The organism is Streptomyces sp. GbtcB7 (assembly GCF_019091445.1).
In the GTDB taxonomy this organism is placed as follows: Bacteria; Actinomycetota; Actinomycetes; order Streptomycetales; family Streptomycetaceae; genus Streptomyces; species Streptomyces mirabilis.
Genome location: NZ_JAGXJM010000003.1, coordinates 193201 through 210387 on the forward strand (window position 1 = coordinate 193201; position 17187 = coordinate 210387).

A 17187-nucleotide genomic window follows, 5' to 3' on the forward strand; every position below is an offset into this window, starting at 1 on the left:
GTCACGGTGGGATGCCATCGATGTCACGGCGGGATCGCGTCCCCCGTATGGACGCACCGTGACGCGAGTGCAAAGCTCGAAGACACCGCGGGCGTCATCGGAGCCGCACCGCACGCGGTTCCGGCTGGCCCGCGCCCAAAGAGACCTCACCGTGCACGGGAGGCAAGACCATGGGCGACAAGGCGAACGCACACCCCGGAGCCGCCGGCAGGGCTACAGCGGCCGACCACCCCGCGTCCGTACGGAATGTGGTGCTGGTCGGCCACAGCGGATCCGGCAAGACGACATTGGTGGAAGCTCTCGCGCTGACGGCGGGAGCAGTGAACCGGGCGGGCAGGGTGGAGGACGGCACCGCCGTCTCCGACTACGACGAGATCGAGCACCGGCAGCAGCGCTCGGTGCAGCTGTCCCTGGTACCCGTCGACTGGGACGGATACAAGATCAACATCATCGACACCCCCGGATACGCCGACTTCGTCGGGGAACTCAGGGCCGGTCTGCGCGCCGCGGACGCGGCCCTTTTCGTCGTCTCGGCCTCGGACGGGGTGGACGGCTCGACCCGGATGGTGTGGGAGGAGTGCGCGGCGGTCGGCATGCCGCGCGCCATCGTGATCACCCACCTCGAATCGGCGCGCGCCGACTTCGACGACATGACGCGGATCTGCGCCGAGGCCTTCGGCGCGGACGACCCCGACGCCGTACTGCCGCTGTACCTGCCGCTGCACGGCGCGCAGGGGCCCGACGGGCACGCCCCTGTCACCGGGCTGATCGGGCTCCTCACACAGCGGCTGTTCGACTACTCCTCCGGGGAGCGCAAGGAGGCCGAGCCGGGACCGGAGCAGCTGCCGCTGATCGAGGAGGCGCGCAACCGGCTGATCGAGGGGATCATCGCCGAGAGCGAGGACGAGACCCTCATGGACCGCTACCTGGGCGGCGAGCAGATCGACATCAAGACGCTCGTGCAGGACCTGGAGCGGGCCGTGGCGCGCGGGGCCTTCTTCCCGGTCCTGGCGGCCGCGCCCGCCGCCGAGGGCGCCCGCCAGGGTCTCGGCACCGTCGAGCTCCTGGAACTCGTCACGGGGGGCTTCCCGACCCCGCTGGAGCGCCCGGCGCCCACCGTGACGACACCGGAGGGGCAGGAACGCGAGGTCAAGGCCTGCGATCCGAACGGGCCGCTGGTCGCGGAGGTCGTGAAGACGGCCAGCGACCCCTATGTGGGCCGGGTCTCCCTCGTCCGCGTCTTCTCGGGCACCCTGCGCCCCGACGAGACGGTGCACGTCTCCGGGCACGGGCTCGGCGACCGCGGGCACGAGGACCACGACGTCGACGAGCGCGTCGGCGCCCTGTCCGCGCCGTTCGGCAAACAGCAGCGCTCCCTGACGCACTGCATCGCGGGCGACCTGGCCTGCGTGGCCAAGCTCAACCGGGCCGAGACCGGTGACACGCTCTCGGCCAAGGACGACCCGCTGCTGATGGAGCCCTGGCAGATGCCGGACCCGCTGCTGCCGCTCGCCATCCAGGCACACAGCAAGGCCGACGAGGACAAGCTCTCGCAGGGCCTGGGCCGGCTGGTCGCCGAGGACCCCACCATGCGCCTGGAACAGAACCAGAACACCCACCAGGTCGTTCTGTGGTGCCTGGGCGAGGCCCACGCCGACGTCGCCCTGGAGCGGCTGCGCAACCGGTACGGCGTCCAGGTCGACGTGGTCCCGCACAAGGTCTCCCTGCGGGAGACGTTCGCGGACAGGGCCGCGGGGCGCGGCCGCCATGTGAAGCAGTCCGGCGGGCACGGGCAGTACGCGATCTGCGAGATCGAGGTCGAACCCCTCCCGAACGGCTCGGGAATCGAGTTCGTGGACAAGGTCGTCGGCGGTGCCGTGCCCCGGCAGTTCATCCCCTCCGTCGAGAAGGGGGTGCGGGCCCAGGCCGCCAAGGGCGTCGTCGCGGGCTATCCCCTCATCGACGTACGGATCACCCTGCTCGACGGCAAGGCGCACTCCGTGGACTCCTCCGACGCGGCGTTCCAGACCGCGGGCGCGCTCGCCCTGCGCGAGGCGGCCGCCGACACCAGGATCCATCTGCTGGAGCCGGTGGCCGAGGTGACGGTCCTGGTCGGCGACGAGTACGTGGGCGCCGTGATGAGCGACCTGTCGGGGCGGCGCGGCCGGGTGGTCGGCACCGAGCAGGCGGGCGGCGGACGCACGCTCGTACGGGCCGAGGTCCCGGAGATCGAGATCGGACGGTACGCCGTGGATCTGCGCTCCCTCTCGCACGGCACCGCACGCTTCAACCGCACCTACGCACGGCACGAGCCGATGCCGTCGCAGATCGCCGAAAGGATGCGCGAACAGGCCCAGAACGCCTGACGGTTCGGTTCCTCTCACCCTCGGCGGGCGGCTTCGGCCGTCCGCCGACGAATGTCGGTCGCGGCCGATACTCTGGGAACTGATCAAGACGATGACCTGATCAACAGGTGTGCGGGGTAGGGAAGTCGGGAAAGCCGCAGGAGCGGGTGCGGCGGCGATGGGGGCGGAAGTGGCGTTCGACGGTTTCGATTTCACTCCCGGGGCGCAGGTGCCGCTCTCGGGTTCGGCGGGACAGACGGCGGCGACCTTCGCCCTGGCCTCGGCGGCGTACCGGGACAGCGATGTCGGCGAGATCCTCAAGGCGAACAACCAGTGGCACGAGTCCACCGTCAGCTCAGGCCGCAAGTGGGCCACGATCTTCAGGCCCAACCTCGGCGAGGCCTTCGGGCGGGCGGTGGTGGACCGCATGCTGGGCGCCGACCGCAAGCCCCTCATCCAGTCCTTCGGCACCGAGCCGCAGGTCGTCGTCGAGCACTGCCTCGCGGCGAACCGCATCCGCCGGGAGCGGGACAACTGGCTGTCGGCCGTCATGGTGCTGTGCGGTGTGCTGTTCCTGCCCGGGCTGCTGGTGTGGCTGCTGGTCTTCCAGCTCCGGTCCATGATCGCCAAGCAGACGAACAAGCGCGCCGGCGCCCTCGGTACCACGCTCCTGGTCGCCTTCGGCGCCCTCGCCGTGGTCTTCCTCGTGCGCATGCCCTTCACCGGCTTCTGGGCCTGGTACGCGCGTGCGTCGGTGGTCCTCCCGGTGATCGGCTGGCTCTGGGCCAAGCAGATCTGCGAACGGACCGCCAAGGACCTGCGCGCGCGCTGGGACAGCCTGCTGTCCGGCGGTGGCCTCGGTGCCAAGATCCCGGAGGCGGTGCCCGGCAGCCCGGGCGAGACGGCGGCCGAGCGGCTGCGCCAGGCCCTGGCCGCCCTCAGCGCCGAGCAGCAGTCCAACTCGGTGTTCTACGCCGGACCCAAGGGCATACTCGGCATGGGCACCCGCTGGGGCAGCTGGCAGCTCGCCGAGGACCTCGTCCCCAAGGACCCGGACAAGGAGATCCACCCCTTCCGCAGCTGGGACGTCGTCCGCAACATCCACGACAAGCTCCGCATGCTGGAGCGCGGCCCGCTCAACACCGGTGGTTTCCCCACCCCTTCGATCAAGCACTGGATCGTCTCGCCGATCGGTGAGAACGCCAAGGAGGTGTCCCGGCCGGGCGGCACGGACGTCGAGGCGTACACGATCAAGAGCCACGCCATACAGGACATCTGCAACAAGCAGCAGTTCGGCAGCGGCCAGCGGCACTACCTCGGCGTGCAGTGGACGCTGTGGGACGGCCAGTTGATCATCACCATGCTGATCACCGTGACCGTGCTGCACGAGACGCTGCGCATCGAGATCACCGGGCACGCCCTGGGTCCCGTGAACTCCCTGTTCACCAGCAAGCCCGAGGCCCCGACGAAGGAGGTCGCCAAGGCGGTCAAGTTCTGGGAGACCCGCAAGGTGAAGCTGCCGCTGGTCACCACGGACGAGGTCGTACGTCTCACCGCGCGCGCCCCGCTCACCGGGTACCCGCCCCTGCTGAACTGGCTCGGCGGCAAGCTGACGCTGCCCGAGCCGTTCGGCCTGCGGCACGCGTGGGCCGACCAGCCCTGGCGGCACCGCTTCATGGCCGACGACGCGCTGCGGGCGGCCACGCCGGTGCTGCGTGTCGTGCACGCGGCGGCGATCAAGGTGCTGGACGAGAACGGGGTCGACACGGAGAAGTTCGGTAACCGGTCGGCGTTCCTCAGCACGGCGGTGCAGGACCCGTCGCCCCGGAAGGCCGACCTCTACGACGCGTGAGCCTCCGGCGGAGGGGCGGGATGGGCCGGTGCGCAGAGTGACGGTCGTCGGGGGCTGGTCGCGCAGTTCCCCGCGCCCCTGAAGGGGCGCGTCGACGGGGGGCGTCTGTCAGCAGGCGCCCCCCGTTTGAACTAGTGCGTCGGCCAGGCCTCTGCCAGCATCTTGCGGGTGTCGGCCAGGAGCTGCGGGAGCACCTTGGTGTGGCCGACGACCGGCATGAAGTTGGTGTCGCCGCCCCAGCGGGGAACGATGTGCTGGTGGAGATGGGCGGCGATGCCCGCGCCCGCCACCGTGCCCTGGTTCATGCCGATGTTGAAACCGTGCGCGCCCGAGGCGGTGCGCAGCGCGGTCATGGCCTGCTTGGTCAGCTCGCCGAGCTCGGCGGTCTCCGGGCCGGTCAGGTCGGTGTAGTCCGCGACATGGCGGTAGGGCACGACCATGAGGTGGCCGCCGTTGTACGGGTACAGATTGAGCACCGCGTACACCTGCTCACCGCGCCTCACGATGAGCCCGTCCTCGTCGGACTTGGCGGGGATCGAGCAGAACGGACAGCCGTCGTCGGCCCCCGGGCCGGTGGGCTTGTTCTCGCCCTGGATGTAAGCCATCCGGTGGGGCGTCCACAAGCGCTGGAACGCGTCCTGCGTTCCCACTCCGATCTGCTGCTCCGGCTCACTCGTCATGTGGTGCAGCATATTGCTTCGCCCGTTCGCGGCGTGTCGGCGGGGCTCTCCCGAATGCTCGCCGGGCCAAGCTGGGCCGATGGACGACGACAGCCGACAGGCCCGGTGGGAAAGGCGCACCGAGATCCCGCTCAGCCTGGCCTCGGCGTTGTTTCTCGCCGCGTACGCCGTCCTGGTCCTCGGGCACACGCTGCCCGTCGTCTGGCGGCAGGCCTGTGTGGCGGCGATGCTGGCCGCCTGGGTGCTGTTCGGCGTCGACTACGCGGTGCGCTGGGGCCTGAGCGGACAGCGCCTCGGCTTCGTCCGCGCGCACCCGGTGGACACCCTGGCGCTCCTGCTGCCGCTGCTGCGTCCGCTGCGCATCGTCAAGGTCTACGAGGCCGTACAGCGTCATCGTGGAGAGCCCCGTCTCTCCTTGCACGCGCGCGTGGTCTTCTACGCGGGTTTGTCGTCCGCGCTGCTCGGCTTCGCGGGCTCCCTCGCCGTCTACCAGCAGGAGCGCGGAGCGCCGGGCGCCTCGATCCGGACGTTCGGGGACTCGGTGTGGTGGACCTGCACCACGCTCACGACGGTGGGGTACGGGGACGTGGTGCCGGTGACCCCGATGGGGCGCACGATCGCGTCGGTGCTGATGGTGTGCGGTCTGGCGCTGCTCGGCGCGGTGACCGGCTCGTTCTCGTCCTGGCTGCTCCAGGTGTTCGCGCGCGAGGACGAGAACGACGGGAACGACGGGAACAGGGGTAAGAAAAGGCCCCCGGGGAGCTGAGCTCTCCGGGGGCCTTCCGTTACGTGCGTCAAAGAGGCACCGTACGCGTCGGACCTGCGCGTCGGACCTGCGCGCCAGACCTGTGCGTCAGACCTGTGCGCGCTCCTCGACGACCTTCATGATCTTGGCGATCGCCTCGTCGACCGGGATGCCGTTCTCCTGCGAGCCGTCGCGGTAGCGGAAGGAGACGGCGCCGGCCGCCATGTCCTCGTCGCCCGCGATGACCATGAAGGGCACCTTCTGCTTCTGGGCGTTGCGGATCTTCTTCTGCATACGGTCGGAGGAGCCGTCGACCTCGACCCGCAGACCCTTCTTCTTCGCCTCGGTGGCGAACTTCTGCAGGTACTCCACGTGCGCGTCGCCGATCGGGATGCCGACCGCCTGCACGGGCGCCAGCCAGGCCGGGAACGCGCCCGCGTAGTGCTCGAGGAGCACCGCGAAGAAGCGCTCGATGGAACCGAACAGTGCGCGGTGGATCATGACCGGACGCTGCTTGGAGCCGTCGGGGCCGGTGTACTCCAGGTCGAAGCGCTCCGGCAGGTTGAAGTCCAGCTGCACGGTCGACATCTGCCAGGTCCGGCCGATCGCGTCCTTGGTCTGGACGGAGATCTTCGGACCGTAGAAGGCGGCGCCGCCCGGGTCCGGGACGAGCGGGAGGCCCTGCTTCTCGGCCACCTGCCGCAGCGTCTCGGTGGCCTCCTCCCAGACCTCGTCGGAGCCGACGGACTTCTCCGGGTCCTTGGTGGAGAGCTCCAGGTAGAAGTCGGTCAGGCCGTAGTCGCGCAGCAGGTTCAGGACGAAGGTGAGCGTCTTGTCGAGCTCCTCCGCCATCTGCTCCTTGGTGCAGTAGATGTGCGCGTCGTCCTGCGTGAAGCCACGGGCGCGGGTCAGGCCGTGCACGACGCCCGACTTCTCGTACCGGTACACGGTCCCGAACTCGAAGAGGCGCAGCGGCAGTTCACGGTACGAGCGGCCGCGCGCGTCGAAGATCAGGTTGTGCATCGGGCAGTTCATGGGCTTGAGGTAGTAGTCCACGCCCTCGTCGAGCTGCATGGGCGGGTACATGCCGTCGGCGTACCAGTCCAGGTGGCCCGAGGTCTCGAAGAGCTTCCCCTTCGTCGCGTGCGGGGTGTAGACGAACTCGTAGCCCTCTTCCTCGTGGCGGCGCCGCGAGTAGTCCTCCATGACCCGGCGGATGATGCCGCCCTTGGGGTGGAAGACGGCGAGGCCCGAGCCGATCTGGTCGGGGATGGAGAAGAGGTCCAGCTCGTTGCCCAGCTTGCGGTGGTCGCGCTTCTCGGCCTCCACGAGGAAGTCGAGGTGCGCCTTCAGCTCCTCCTTGGAGGGCCAGGCGGTGCCGTAGATGCGCTGGAGCATCGGGTTCTTCTCGCTGCCGCGCCAGTAGGCGGCCGCGTTGCGCATCAGCTTGAACGCCGGGATGTTGCGGGTGGTGGGCAGGTGGGGACCGCGGCAGAGGTCCTTCCAGCACAGCTCACCGGTCTTGGCGTCGAGGTTGTCGTAGATCGTCAGCTCGCCGCCGCCGACCTCGACGTCCGCGCCGTCGTCCGAGGACGCGGAGCCCTTGATGCCGATGAGCTCCAGCTTGTACGGCTCCGCGGCGAGCTCCTCGCGGGCGTCCTCGTCGGTGACCACACGGCGGGAGAAGCGCTGGCCACGCTTCTGGATCTCCTGCATCTTCTTCTCGATGGCCTTGAGATCCTCGGGCGTGAACGGCTTCTCGACGTCGAAGTCGTAGTAGAAGCCGTCCTTGACCGGCGGGCCGATGCCCAGCTTGGCCTCGGGGAAGAGTTCCTGCACGGCCTGCGCCATGACGTGCGCGGTGGAGTGGCGCAGGATGTTGAGGCCGTCCTGGGAGGAGATCTCGACGGGCTCGACCTCCTCGCCGTCCCGCACCTCGTACGCGAGGTCCTTCAGCTCGCCGGCCACGCGGGCCGCGACGATGGTGCGCTCGCCGGTGAAGAGGTCGGCGGCCGTAGTGCCCGTCGTCACCACGCGTTCTTCCCGCTCGGAATCGCGTTGGATGATCACACGGACGTCTGACACCGGTCTCTCCTGACTGAAGGGGGCAAGCTCACCCAGTGGGCATGGCAGTGCAATGCCTGCCCGGCGATCCTACCGAGCCCGGGGCACCCTCCGCGAAACGGTTGCCGGCAAAGCTCCACAAAGCCGTCAGTCCCCGCTGCACGCCTCCTCGAAGAAGTCCAGGTTCTCCTGGAGCGACTTCATCAGCCGGTCCCGCTCGGCCTCGTCCACCTGCACCGGTACGACCCCGGAGGCGTCGGTGAGCCTGCGGAAACCGCCGCGGCTCTCCAGCCGCCCCAGCACCCGCACCGGCAGCCCCACCAGATGGGCGTGGCCCGCTATCCGGTACGCCTCCTCGTCGAGCGTCATGCGGACGTGCTGGACCTCCGCTCCCGCGATCACCCGCAGCCGTACCGTGCCCTCGCCGCGCGGCTGAGACCTGCGCATCCGCACCACGGCGCCGGTGAGACGCACCGGTACGGACGGCTCGGCGCGCAGATAGCGGGCCCCGGCCTCGCGCAGGACGGGCAGGTCGCCGGGCGAGAACTCGACGGCCTCGTCGGGCGCCGCACAGCCCTCGGGGACCCCGGCGGCGGGCGCCCACTCGACGGCGATCCGGGCGCCCTCCGTGCCGCGCACGAGGGCGACGACGGCTTCGGTGAGTTCATGGCTGACGCCCGCCTCGACGGCCGCGTCGAAGGCGTCCATGCCGCCGGTGGCCCGCTGGTAGTCGATGGCCTCGCGGGCGGCGTACAGCGCCTGGTGCAGGCGTACGGACAGCGGCCGGCCGGTGTCGACGGGCACGAAGGCGGTGAGCCGGCGCCCGCCGGGGTCGGCGCCGACCAGGACGTTCTCCAGGGAAGCGGCGGCGGGCCTGCGGTGGCGGGCGCCGTAATAGCCCGCACGCGCGCGTGTGGCGAGCGCCGCCGCGAGCAGCATCGAGCGGGCGGCCGAGCGCAGCCGCTCCTCCACGCTCCAGGACGTGGCGCCCACGGGTCCGGTCGGCACATCGCGCCACCAGCGGATCTCGTCGCTGGGCACGGCGAGGGCGACCAGCACGTCGCGCGCGGACGGCGCGCCGCTGCGGGAGAGCGCGACGAGCGCCTCGCCGAGGAGGTCGTCGCTGTCGGGGAAGGCCCGGTTCTCCGGCACGAGCAGGCTCGTGCCGCCGCCACCGGGCCCGGGTGGGGTCCACCGGCCGTACCGTCCGGGCGCTCCGCCGCGGCGCTGCCAGCCGTGGCGGTGCAGCAGCGCGCTGAGGACGGCGGGGTCGACCTGGCCCGGCTCGGGCGGCTCGGTCCAGTGGGACTCGACGGGGTGCGGCCTGACCGGCCGGAGCGGTTCGCCGATGGAGTCGATGGGGCGGTGTGTCAAGGTTTCCCTCCCGTCCCGACCCTCGTCATGATCTCGCAGAGCGCCCTGTCGTCGAAGATGCGCGAGGTCGGTATACGCACGGTGGTCCGGCGCCGGCCGGTGATCGCGTGGCCGGCGAGGTTGATCCAGTAGCAGCAGTGCCGCAGGTCGAGGCGGTCGTGGCTGGCGCGCAGCCAGTCGTCCTGGGACCTGGGCACGAGCATCACGACCAGGATCTTGTGCACCGAGACCGGGGTGCGGGCGAGCTTCGCCAGGTGCTCGTTGTCGAGCGTGAAGGAGAAGGCGGGCCCGGGCGGGTTCGGCGGGATCTGGTACGTGCACTTGAGCTGCACCTTGATGGTGACTTCGTCGTCGACCGTGTGCCCGGGGGCGCTGTGGCTGACGTGCCAGTCGATGCCGTTGTCGGGAAAGGGCTGGGACAGCGAACAGCCCGCCGCGGCCGCGACGGCGTGCAAGTAGCCCACCTGCAAGGTCTCCATGCAGGCGGTGGTGGCGAGTGTGCCGCGATGGGGTGCCGTCCGCTGGGGCAGCAGCCCGCCCCGCTCGGGCTGCGCGAGTGCCATGAGTCCAACAGCCTTCCAAGCCAAGTGATTCCCCGCGACGGGCCGCTGAACTGCAAAGACCCGTACCTGTGTTGTCTCCTTCCGGCGTACGGCGCAAACAGCCCGGGTATCACCAAACGGGCAGAAGACGGTGCGTCAGCTGCCGTGGGTGAACGAGGAGTTGTGTACGTATGACGTGCTGGTACGAAGGCCCTTTGGCCGCGTTCGACACGGAGACCACGGGCGTGGACGTCGAGACCGACCGGATCGTGTCGGCCGCCGTCGTCGTCCAGGACGCCGCGGGTTCCCGGCCCCGGGTGACCCGCTGGCTGGTGAACCCGGGAGTGCCGGTGCCCGCGGGTGCGACGGCGGTGCACGGGCTGACAGACGAACACCTTCAGCGCAACGGCCGCTGGCCGTCGCCGGTGATGGACGAGATAGCCAGGGTGCTGGGCGAGCAGGCCGCGGCGGGCCGCCCGCTCGTCGTGATGAACGCGCCGTTCGATCTGACGCTCCTGGACCGGGAGTTGCGCCGCCATCGCGCCACCAATCTCGACCGGTGGTTCGAGCCGGCGCCGCTGCGTGTGCTCGATCCGCGGGTTCTGGACAAACATCTGGACCGCTACCGCAAGGGCCGCCGCACCCTGACCGACCTGTGCGCGCACTACGACGTGGTCCTGGAGGGCGCGCACGACGCGGCGGCGGACGCACTGGCCGCGATGGAGGTCGTACGAGCGGTGGGGCGTCGTTTCGCCACCAGGCTGGAGCGGCTCTCCCCCGCCGAGCTGCACACCCTGCAGTCGGTGTGGCACGCGGCACAGGCGCGCGGCCTTCAGGCGTGGTTCGCGCGCAGCGGTTCACCGGAGGCGGTGGATCCGGCGTGGCCGCTGCGTCCGGAACTGCCGGCGGCGGCCTGAGCCCGCGCGGGACAACGAAAAACCGGTCCGTCTGTGACGGACCGGTCTTCTCCGGGTGGGCGATACTGGGTTCGAACCAGTGACCTCTTCGGTGTGAACGAAGCGCTCTCCCACTGAGCTAATCGCCCGGGAACGCACTGAACAATACAGGTCCCTGCGGGTGTGGTTCAAACCGCTTCGAGGTGAGCCGTCAGTCACCCGTGAGTCGGGCCGCCAGTCCGCGCTGTCCCGCGCGCATCATCAGGGCGTGGTTGGCGCGGAACACCGGCCGTCCCGGCACCGCGAACCGCCGCAGCAGCGGCTTGCTCACGTCGACCTCCTGGTCGTACTGGGCGCGGGTGCCGGACCCGACGGTGGTGAGCGTCCAGCGCGCCCAGCCGTCGAGGTCGCCCGCCATCGCGATCTCCAGGACCCCGGCCGCCGGGTCGCGGCGCAGCTCGCGCGCCGTGAACACCAGGTCGTACGGCAGGAACGAGCGGATGCGCATGGTGCCACTGCGCTCGTCGATCCGGGTCACCTCACGGACCTGGGGCCACCAGCGCGGGTAGTCCTCGGCCTGTTCGAGAACGGGGTAGACCTCGGCGGGCGGCGCGGGCAGGGCCCACACACTGCGGAAGCGGTAATGGCTCCAGTCCATGGACGGAGTGTGCCCGACCCGGCATCTGAGTACGACATGAGTACGCGCACTCATGCCGGAGAAGGTGACCGGGACCACACTCCGGGAATATGACCCACCTTCCGCCCCCGGCCGAGGAGTTGCGGCTCCTGGACACCGAGCTGCGGCAACTCGACGCGCGCCGGGCCCTGTTGCTGGCGCGCCGCGCCTGGCTGATCACCGCGCTCCGGTCGCCCGTGGCTCCGCCGCCCCCACGTCCGCCCGTACGCCGGCCCGAAACCACGGCTCCCCGCGTCCAGAACGTGCTGCTCGTCCTCGGCGGCACCCTCCTGACCATCGCCGCGATCGCGTTCACGCTGGTCAGCTGGGGCCGGATGGGGATCGCCGGGCGGGCGCTGGTGCTGGGCGCGGTGACGCTGGCCGCGCTCGGCTCACCCGTGCTCCTGCTCCGGCACAGGCTGCGCTCGACGGCGGAGGCCGTGGCGGGGCTGGGACTCGCGCTGACGGTCCTGGACGTGTACGCGCTGCACGAGGTCGCGTTCCCCGACACGAACGGCCTGGGTTACGCGGCCATCGCGTCGGCCCTGTTGGCGGCCCTGTGGACGGCGTACGGACTCGCACTCGGCGGGCCGCGCCGGCCGACCGCTGAACCGGCCACCCCCGCGCGGCTCACGCTGCGCCTGCCCCTGCCGACGGCGCTGGCCGCCGCGCAGCTCCCCCTGATCTTCTGGGCGGCCGCGGCCGACGCGGGCGCCCCCGCCATGACGGCCGCGCTGCTGGTCACGGCGGCGCTCGACACGGCCGTCGCGCTCCGGGTGCCCGTGCGGTCCGTATGTCTCGTCGCCGCCGTGGGCGCGTACGGCCTGGGCGGCTGGGGCTCCTTCGCGGCCGGCTGGCTGTCCTGGACGGCCACCGGTCCGAGCGCCGTCGCCCGTGCGGCGGCGCTCCTCCTCTTCTCGGCGGCGATCGCTCTGGCGGCGGCGTGGCGGCTGCCGGACACGAACGGCGCCACCTGGGTCGCCTCGGCCGGCGGCCTGCTCACGGTCGCCGCGCTCGGTGGCGTTCCGCGCTCGTCGCTGCCGGGCGAGTGGACGGTTCCGGGGTATCTGGTCTGCGCTGTGGCCCTGTTGGCGGCCGTACGCACCCGGCTCCCCGAGCCGATGAGGCGCGGCCTCGCCCTGGCGGCCGCCTCCGTGCAGGCGGTCGCGGTGGTGTGGGCGCTGCCGCCGGTCGTCGTCGCTCTGCTGGGCCCAGTGGCCTGGATGGGACGGGTCTGGACCGGGGCCCCCTCGACCGCGCGTGAGGCGGTCACGACCGACGGCGTCCCCTGGCCTCCGTACGCGGCCACGGCCCCGCTCGTCCTCGTGGTCGTCGCCACCGTCCTCGCCGTGGCCGTCCGCGGTACGGAGTCGCGCCCCAGGGCGACGATCGGCGCGTCGGCCCTCGTCTGGGCGGCCGCGCTCGTCCTTCCCGCGGCCCTCGACATCCCCTACTGGGCCGGGATGTCGGCGCAAGGACTCACGATCGTGGCGGCACTGGCGTACGTCGCCCGCTCCGCGGAGCCGCGCCCGGTCCTCTTCCTCCTGGCCCTTGTCAGCTCGGTGAGCCTCGCGTGCCTCTCCCTCGCCGCCGAGGGCACGACCCTCGGCGTCCTCACCGCGCTGACCGTGCTGTTCGCCGCCCTGTCCGGGCGCTCGCGCCTCGCCCCGGTCGCCGCCCTCACGTACGCCACCGCGCTGGCCTGTGCCGTGGGCGCGTCCCTCGGCTGGCAGTCGCAGTACATCGCGCTGCTGGTCCTCCTCGTACCGGTCGTCGCGGCCCTGCTCGCGGCACGCCTCGTCGGCTCCCCCGCGCGCATGCCCATCGAGGTGACGGGCGCCGTCGCCGGGCTGCTGGCCGTCGGCCTCGCGGTGCCCGACCCGCCGTTGCTGGCCCTGGTGCTGGCCCTGTGCGCGGTGATCGCCGCGGGCACCGCCGTACGGGAGGACCGGCGGCCCGCCGGTTACGCGGCCACCGCCCTGTTCGTGCTGGCCGCCTGGGTCCGGCTGGCGTGCTGGGGCGTCGGCTCCGTCGAGGCGTACACACTGCCGGTGACCGTGCCGGCGCTGCTGGTGGGAGCGTTCGGGCGCCGCAAGGATCCGCTGACCTCGTCCTGGACGGCGTACGGAGCGGGGCTGTCCGTCACGCTCGTGCCGAGTCTCCTGACGGCGTGGGTCGACCCGGACTGGCCGCGCCCCCTGCTGCTCGGTGTCGCGGCCCTCGCGGTCACCCTCGTGGGTGCCCGGCACCGGCTGCGGGCCCCGCTCGTCCTCGGGGGCGGCGTGCTCGCGCTGGACGCCCTGCACGAACTCGCCCCGTACCTCGTGCAGATGGCGGGCGCGCTGCCGCGTTGGGTGCCTCCCGCACTCGCCGGTCTGGTGCTGCTCGCACTCGGCGCGACGTACGAGCAGCGGCTTCGGGACGCGCGACGCGTGCGGGACGTCCTCGGACGGATGCGCTGAAGGGACGGTCCGAAACTGCGGCCGCGTCGTGGCCGGTCGCGCAGTTCCCCGCGCCCCTGAAGGGGCGCGGCAGAACCCCCGGTTCAACGGATTCGCCCAGCGCCGATGGCCCTACGGCATCTTGTCGCCGAGCAGTGCCAGGTTCTCGATGGCGGCGAGGCCGTACAGGGCGCTGTCGTTCGAACTGACCCAGTTGGCCTCGCTGCCGGGAACCAGCGTGACCGGGCCGCTCAGCGGCTCGGTCTTCCAGGGCGAGGACTCCATGTAGCCGTCGGAGCTGTAGAACTTCGTCCACGCGCGCTTGGCGAGCGTCGCGTCGCCGGTCTGGACGGCGGCGTACGCGTCGAGGCGCGAGTGGCCCTGGAACAGCAGCAAGGAGCCGAAGTTGGAGCCGTAACGCGCCGCCTGTTCGGTCTTGGTGGCGTTGAAGTAGCGGCAGTAGTCGAGGTAGACCTCCTTGAACTTCGGCACGTCGACCAGGTCGATCAGCTCGGCGCACAGTTCGTTGAGGCCGAAAACGGCGGAGAGGTGCGAGACCGAGACGACCGGCGCGGAGGCGATGGCGAACCTGCCGGTGTCGAGGTCGTACAGCCCGCTGCCCTGGACGAAGCCGTTGGGCTGGGCGGCGATCGTCTCCATTGTGGACAGCACGCGCGCCTTGGCCTTCTCCCACTTCGGGCCCTTGCGCTCCCACTCCGTGAGCCAGGCCGAGACCAGACCGCTCCAGTCGGTGCCGAAGCCGATGGACAGGGCGTGCCGGTCGGGGGTGTACGGCTCGGTGCGGATCTTGCGGATCGGGTCGAGGACGAGGAAGGTCTCGTCGGAGTCGACGTTGGCGTGCATGAGGTCGCCGACCCGCTCGTCGGCGGTGAGGTAGTAGTAATAGCGGCGGTATGTGGTGTTGGCGATGCGCTGCTGTTTGGCGCTGTCGGCGTAGTGCTGCACGCCGTGCCGGGTGCCGAGGCCCGCCCACTGGCCGAGGTGGTAGACGTCGACCTCGCCGGTGTGCCGGGTGAGCGCCTCGGCGAAACGGAAGATGTCCGAGCGGCCCGAGCGGAGATAGGCCATCCAGAGCCAGATGTCGGGCGACAGCTCGGAGTTGTCCCAGGCGTAGCCGCCGACGTCGTAGCGCCACTGATGGCGCACGGTGTCGTACGAGTGCATGAAGTCGCCGTAGTCCCAGAAGCCGTACCAACGGCGCATCTCCACCTGGTCCTTGTAATAGGTGAAGAGGAAGTCGAGGTGGTCCTCGATCTTCGCCTTGGCGGCGGTGGAGCGGTCCGGCTCGGAGAAGAGGCCGCCGAAGACCTTGGCCTTGATGAGCTGCTTGGGCGGGGCGGCGAGCTGCGGCAACACACGTACGGCCGCGACCTGTTCGGCGAGCGTCTCGGGCGTGGGCGTCGACTCGTTGGCCCAGAAGAGGAGTTCGGAGGTGCGGGCGATGCCGTAGGGGGTGCCGAACTCGGGTTCGTAGTCCTCGTAGGTGATGTTGAGGCCTTCGAGCTGCTCGGCGTAGGTGTCCTGGCCCATGCCGTCGTGGTAGAAGCGCAGGTCCATGGGCTGCGCCTCGGGCGACCAGAGCCAGAGGGTGACCTCGGCCTCGTCGGTCGCCGCGTCGCGGATGTCGAGCTGCGCCGGGTACTTCTCCCAGAAGTCCCTGAGGCCGAAGGAGAGACCGCCGCTCGCCCCGCCGACGTAGCCGAACCCGCTCGCCCGGTGTCCACCGCCCGCGCCGATCCAGCCGTGCCCCTTCTTGGTGCGCTTGCGCAGGGTGAAGCCGTCGGCGGAGAGCTGGGAGAGGGTGTAGTCGCCCCACTCGGGGATGTACTGGAGGCGGGTCGTCACCCGCTGGTCCCAGGTGGAGGGGTCGGGCAGCTTCTCGCCCGCGAACTGCGCCGCCTGCACGGCCGCGCCCGGGTCGCGGCGCAGCCCGGTGATGCCCTGCACGGCCTCCCGCAGCAGACCGGAGCCGTCGCCGCCGATGCGGATGTGCCGGTCGTACGCCGCGTCGCGCATCGGCACGTTGAAGCGGACGCCGAGGCCGCGGATGAAGTCGCCGCTCGTCTTCCCCGGCTCCTGCTTCCCGTCGAAGGTGATGGTGTGCACCATCCGGAAGGAGTCGGCGCCCGCGTAGAAGTACAGCCGGATCGAGAACGGCAGCCAGCTGCGGCTGCCCTTGCGGTGCTTGCCGTCGATGCGGACGACGGCACGGACCGGGCCCTCCTGCTCGACCGTGACCTCGGCGATGACGCTCTCGAACCGCTCGTACTTCTCCGCGCCTTGGTCGTCGTCCTCGATCTCGGGCTGGCGGATCAGCACCAGCCGGCCGTCCTTGGCGATCTCGGTGGAGCCGCGCTTCACCGATTTGACCAGGGTGGAGCCGCTCTTGCCGATCTTCGCGGTGATGACGCCCGTCGAGATGTCGATGGTGCCGCCGCTCTTGTCGACGGTCACCTTCTTGTCGGGGGCGGCGGGCGCACCGGCGGCGAGCGTGAGCTTCCCGGAGCCGGAACTCACCGCGTGCGCCGTCCACTTGAGAGAGCCGTCCGGCCAGTACCCGATCGGCCAGGACTGCACCGGCACGTCCTTGCCGGAGGCGTCGGTGAGCGCGAAGGTCTGGTCCTGCTGGTACGCGCCCTTCGGCCAGGGCACGCCTACGGTGGAGCCGGGGGCGGCACCAAGGGCGCCGTCCTCCAGCCAGTCCAGGGTCACGGGGTCGGTGTCGGCGGCCTCGGATCTGGCGGCGGCCTGCGCGTTCGTGCTTCCCAGGGCCCAGCTGAACTGTGCGGCGGCTCCGGCGACTGCGGCCGCCTTCAGCAGGGACCTGCGGGGGATGGGAGACATGGCCTTTCCTTTCCGTGCGGGGAAGTCAGGGGCATGACAGAGCGAGGCACGACGCCGTGGGCGCCGACCTGCGAGGAGCTCAGCGGCGGCGGCGTGCCTCGACGGCCACGGCCGCCGCCGCGACGGCCCCCAGGACGGGGACCGCAAGCGGCGCGACGAACAGGGCGGAAGCGGCCACGACGGCCAGTCCGCCCACGAGCAGGAAAGAGCCGGCCGGATCGAGGACCGTACGGCGTCCCGCCTCCGCGAGCAGCGCCCGCCAGGAGGCGCCGGGTTCCCAGACGGCCGCCGCGCGCAGCCCGGCCACGACGAGGCCGATCAGGGCGAAGAGACCGACGGCCCCGACGAGCGGGCCGCCGGGGATACCGGCGCGCACGGCCTGGACGTCCACCCAGACCGCGGCGGCCGCGGCCCAGCCGGCGACCCCGGCAATCCAGCCGCCCCGGACGGCGGCCCGGAAGTCGGCGACGAACTCCCTCAGGCCACCCGCCTCGTGGGACGTACGCCGCCGCAGATGGCGTGCACCGGCCGCGAACGCGGCGGGGTAGGTGACCAGCGGCAACGAGGCCACCGCGATCCACACCCCGGTGAGCAGACACTCGGCGAACACGCCGAAACGCTCGGCGAAGACGGAGTCGCGAGGTGCCTTGCGCGCCTTCGCCCGCCTCTTCCGCTCCGCCCGCGCCCGCAGCTGGCTGGTGGCCATC

12 protein-coding genes and 1 tRNA gene are annotated in these 17187 nt (G+C 71.1%); 5 read left to right on the forward strand and 8 right to left on the reverse strand.

The genetic code is table 11. The annotated features are described in order from the left end of the window. Positions 1-170: 170 nt before the first annotated feature. Positions 171-2366, forward strand: a complete 2196-nt coding sequence (locus tag KVT44_RS06175; RefSeq protein ID WP_099923758.1) for an elongation factor G-like protein EF-G2 — start codon at positions 171-173, stop codon at positions 2364-2366. Between the two features lie 157 nt (positions 2367-2523). Continuing rightward, a complete protein-coding gene (locus KVT44_RS06180) occupies positions 2524-4197 on the forward strand; it encodes a hypothetical protein (protein WP_217566344.1) in 1674 nt (557 codons plus the stop codon). 131 nt (positions 4198-4328) lie between these two features. Here KVT44_RS06180 and KVT44_RS06185 read toward each other — a convergent pair whose 3' ends face one another. Continuing rightward, entirely contained in the window at positions 4329-4889 is a 561-nt protein-coding gene (locus KVT44_RS06185; RefSeq protein ID WP_099923757.1) for an HIT domain-containing protein, read from the reverse strand. 67 nt (positions 4890-4956) lie between these two features. Between KVT44_RS06185 and KVT44_RS06190 the strand changes: the two genes are divergently transcribed. Then, positions 4957-5643, forward strand: a complete 687-nt coding sequence (locus KVT44_RS06190) for a potassium channel family protein (protein WP_217566345.1) — start codon at positions 4957-4959, stop codon at positions 5641-5643. 87 nt (positions 5644-5730) lie between these two features. Here the strand turns inward: KVT44_RS06190 and thrS are convergent, their stop codons facing one another. The 3 genes from thrS to KVT44_RS06205 form a co-directional block, all read right to left on the reverse strand. After that, positions 5731-7707, reverse strand: coding sequence for a threonine--tRNA ligase (thrS, locus tag KVT44_RS06195; protein WP_097283914.1), 1977 nt, complete (start codon positions 7705-7707; stop codon positions 5731-5733). A 126-nt stretch (positions 7708-7833) separates the two neighbouring features. Next, positions 7834-9060 carry a hypothetical protein gene (locus tag KVT44_RS06200; protein ID WP_190169771.1) on the reverse strand — a complete coding sequence of 409 codons (1227 nt, stop codon included), beginning with the start codon at positions 9058-9060 and terminating at the stop codon, positions 7834-7836. Then, complete coding sequence (locus KVT44_RS06205) at positions 9057-9623, reverse strand: DUF4365 domain-containing protein (protein ID WP_054233932.1); 567 nt, start codon at positions 9621-9623, stop codon at positions 9057-9059. Before KVT44_RS06205 ends, KVT44_RS06200 begins: the two co-directional genes overlap by 4 nt. A gap of 170 nt (positions 9624-9793) precedes the next feature. Here KVT44_RS06205 and KVT44_RS06210 point away from each other — a divergent pair, with 170 nt between their 5' ends. Next, positions 9794-10519: a 3'-5' exonuclease gene (locus KVT44_RS06210; RefSeq protein ID WP_060902366.1), complete on the forward strand. Its 726-nt coding sequence runs from the start codon at positions 9794-9796 to the stop codon at positions 10517-10519. A 56-nt stretch (positions 10520-10575) separates the two neighbouring features. Here the strand turns inward: KVT44_RS06210 and KVT44_RS06215 are convergent. After that, positions 10576-10647 (reverse strand) — tRNA-Val (locus KVT44_RS06215). 62 nt (positions 10648-10709) lie between these two features. Beyond that, complete coding sequence (locus KVT44_RS06220) at positions 10710-11156, reverse strand: SRPBCC family protein (protein ID WP_217566346.1); 447 nt, start codon at positions 11154-11156, stop codon at positions 10710-10712. Positions 11157-11245: 89 nt separating this feature from the next. On the opposite strand from KVT44_RS06220, the gene KVT44_RS06225 reads away from it, so the two are divergent. Continuing rightward, positions 11246-13636 carry an SCO7613 C-terminal domain-containing membrane protein gene (locus KVT44_RS06225; protein ID WP_217566347.1) on the forward strand — a complete coding sequence of 797 codons (2391 nt, stop codon included), beginning with the start codon at positions 11246-11248 and terminating at the stop codon, positions 13634-13636. A gap of 111 nt (positions 13637-13747) precedes the next feature. On the opposite strand, the gene KVT44_RS06230 is transcribed toward KVT44_RS06225, so the two are convergent. Together KVT44_RS06230 and KVT44_RS06235 are read right to left on the reverse strand one after the other, a co-directional pair. Then, positions 13748-16480 (reverse strand): Tat pathway signal sequence domain protein, encoded by a 2733-nt coding sequence (locus KVT44_RS06230; protein ID WP_217566348.1) that lies wholly within the window; start codon positions 16478-16480, stop codon positions 13748-13750. Between the two features lie 79 nt (positions 16481-16559). Next, positions 16560-17186, reverse strand: a complete 627-nt coding sequence (locus KVT44_RS06235; RefSeq protein WP_254649030.1) for a hypothetical protein — start codon at positions 17184-17186, stop codon at positions 16560-16562. Position 17187: the final 1 nt, after the last annotated feature.

Coding starts and splice junctions, on each gene's coding strand:
- KVT44_RS06175 (WP_099923758.1), top strand. CDS start 171: ATGGGCGACAAGGCGAACGCACACCCCGGAGCCGCCGGCAGGGCTACA.
- KVT44_RS06180 (WP_217566344.1), top strand. CDS start 2,524: ATGGGGGCGGAAGTGGCGTTCGACGGTTTCGATTTCACTCCCGGGGCG.
- KVT44_RS06185 (WP_099923757.1), bottom strand. CDS start 4,889: ATGCTGCACCACATGACGAGTGAGCCGGAGCAGCAGATCGGAGTGGGA.
- KVT44_RS06190 (WP_217566345.1), top strand. CDS start 4,957: ATGGACGACGACAGCCGACAGGCCCGGTGGGAAAGGCGCACCGAGATC.
- KVT44_RS06205 (WP_054233932.1), bottom strand. CDS start 9,623: ATGGCACTCGCGCAGCCCGAGCGGGGCGGGCTGCTGCCCCAGCGGACG.
- KVT44_RS06210 (WP_060902366.1), top strand. CDS start 9,794: ATGACGTGCTGGTACGAAGGCCCTTTGGCCGCGTTCGACACGGAGACC.
- KVT44_RS06220 (WP_217566346.1), bottom strand. CDS start 11,156: ATGGACTGGAGCCATTACCGCTTCCGCAGTGTGTGGGCCCTGCCCGCG.
- KVT44_RS06225 (WP_217566347.1), top strand. CDS start 11,246: ATGACCCACCTTCCGCCCCCGGCCGAGGAGTTGCGGCTCCTGGACACC.
- KVT44_RS06230 (WP_217566348.1), bottom strand. CDS start 16,480: ATGTCTCCCATCCCCCGCAGGTCCCTGCTGAAGGCGGCCGCAGTCGCC.
- KVT44_RS06235 (WP_254649030.1), bottom strand. CDS start 17,186: ATGGCCACCAGCCAGCTGCGGGCGCGGGCGGAGCGGAAGAGGCGGGCG.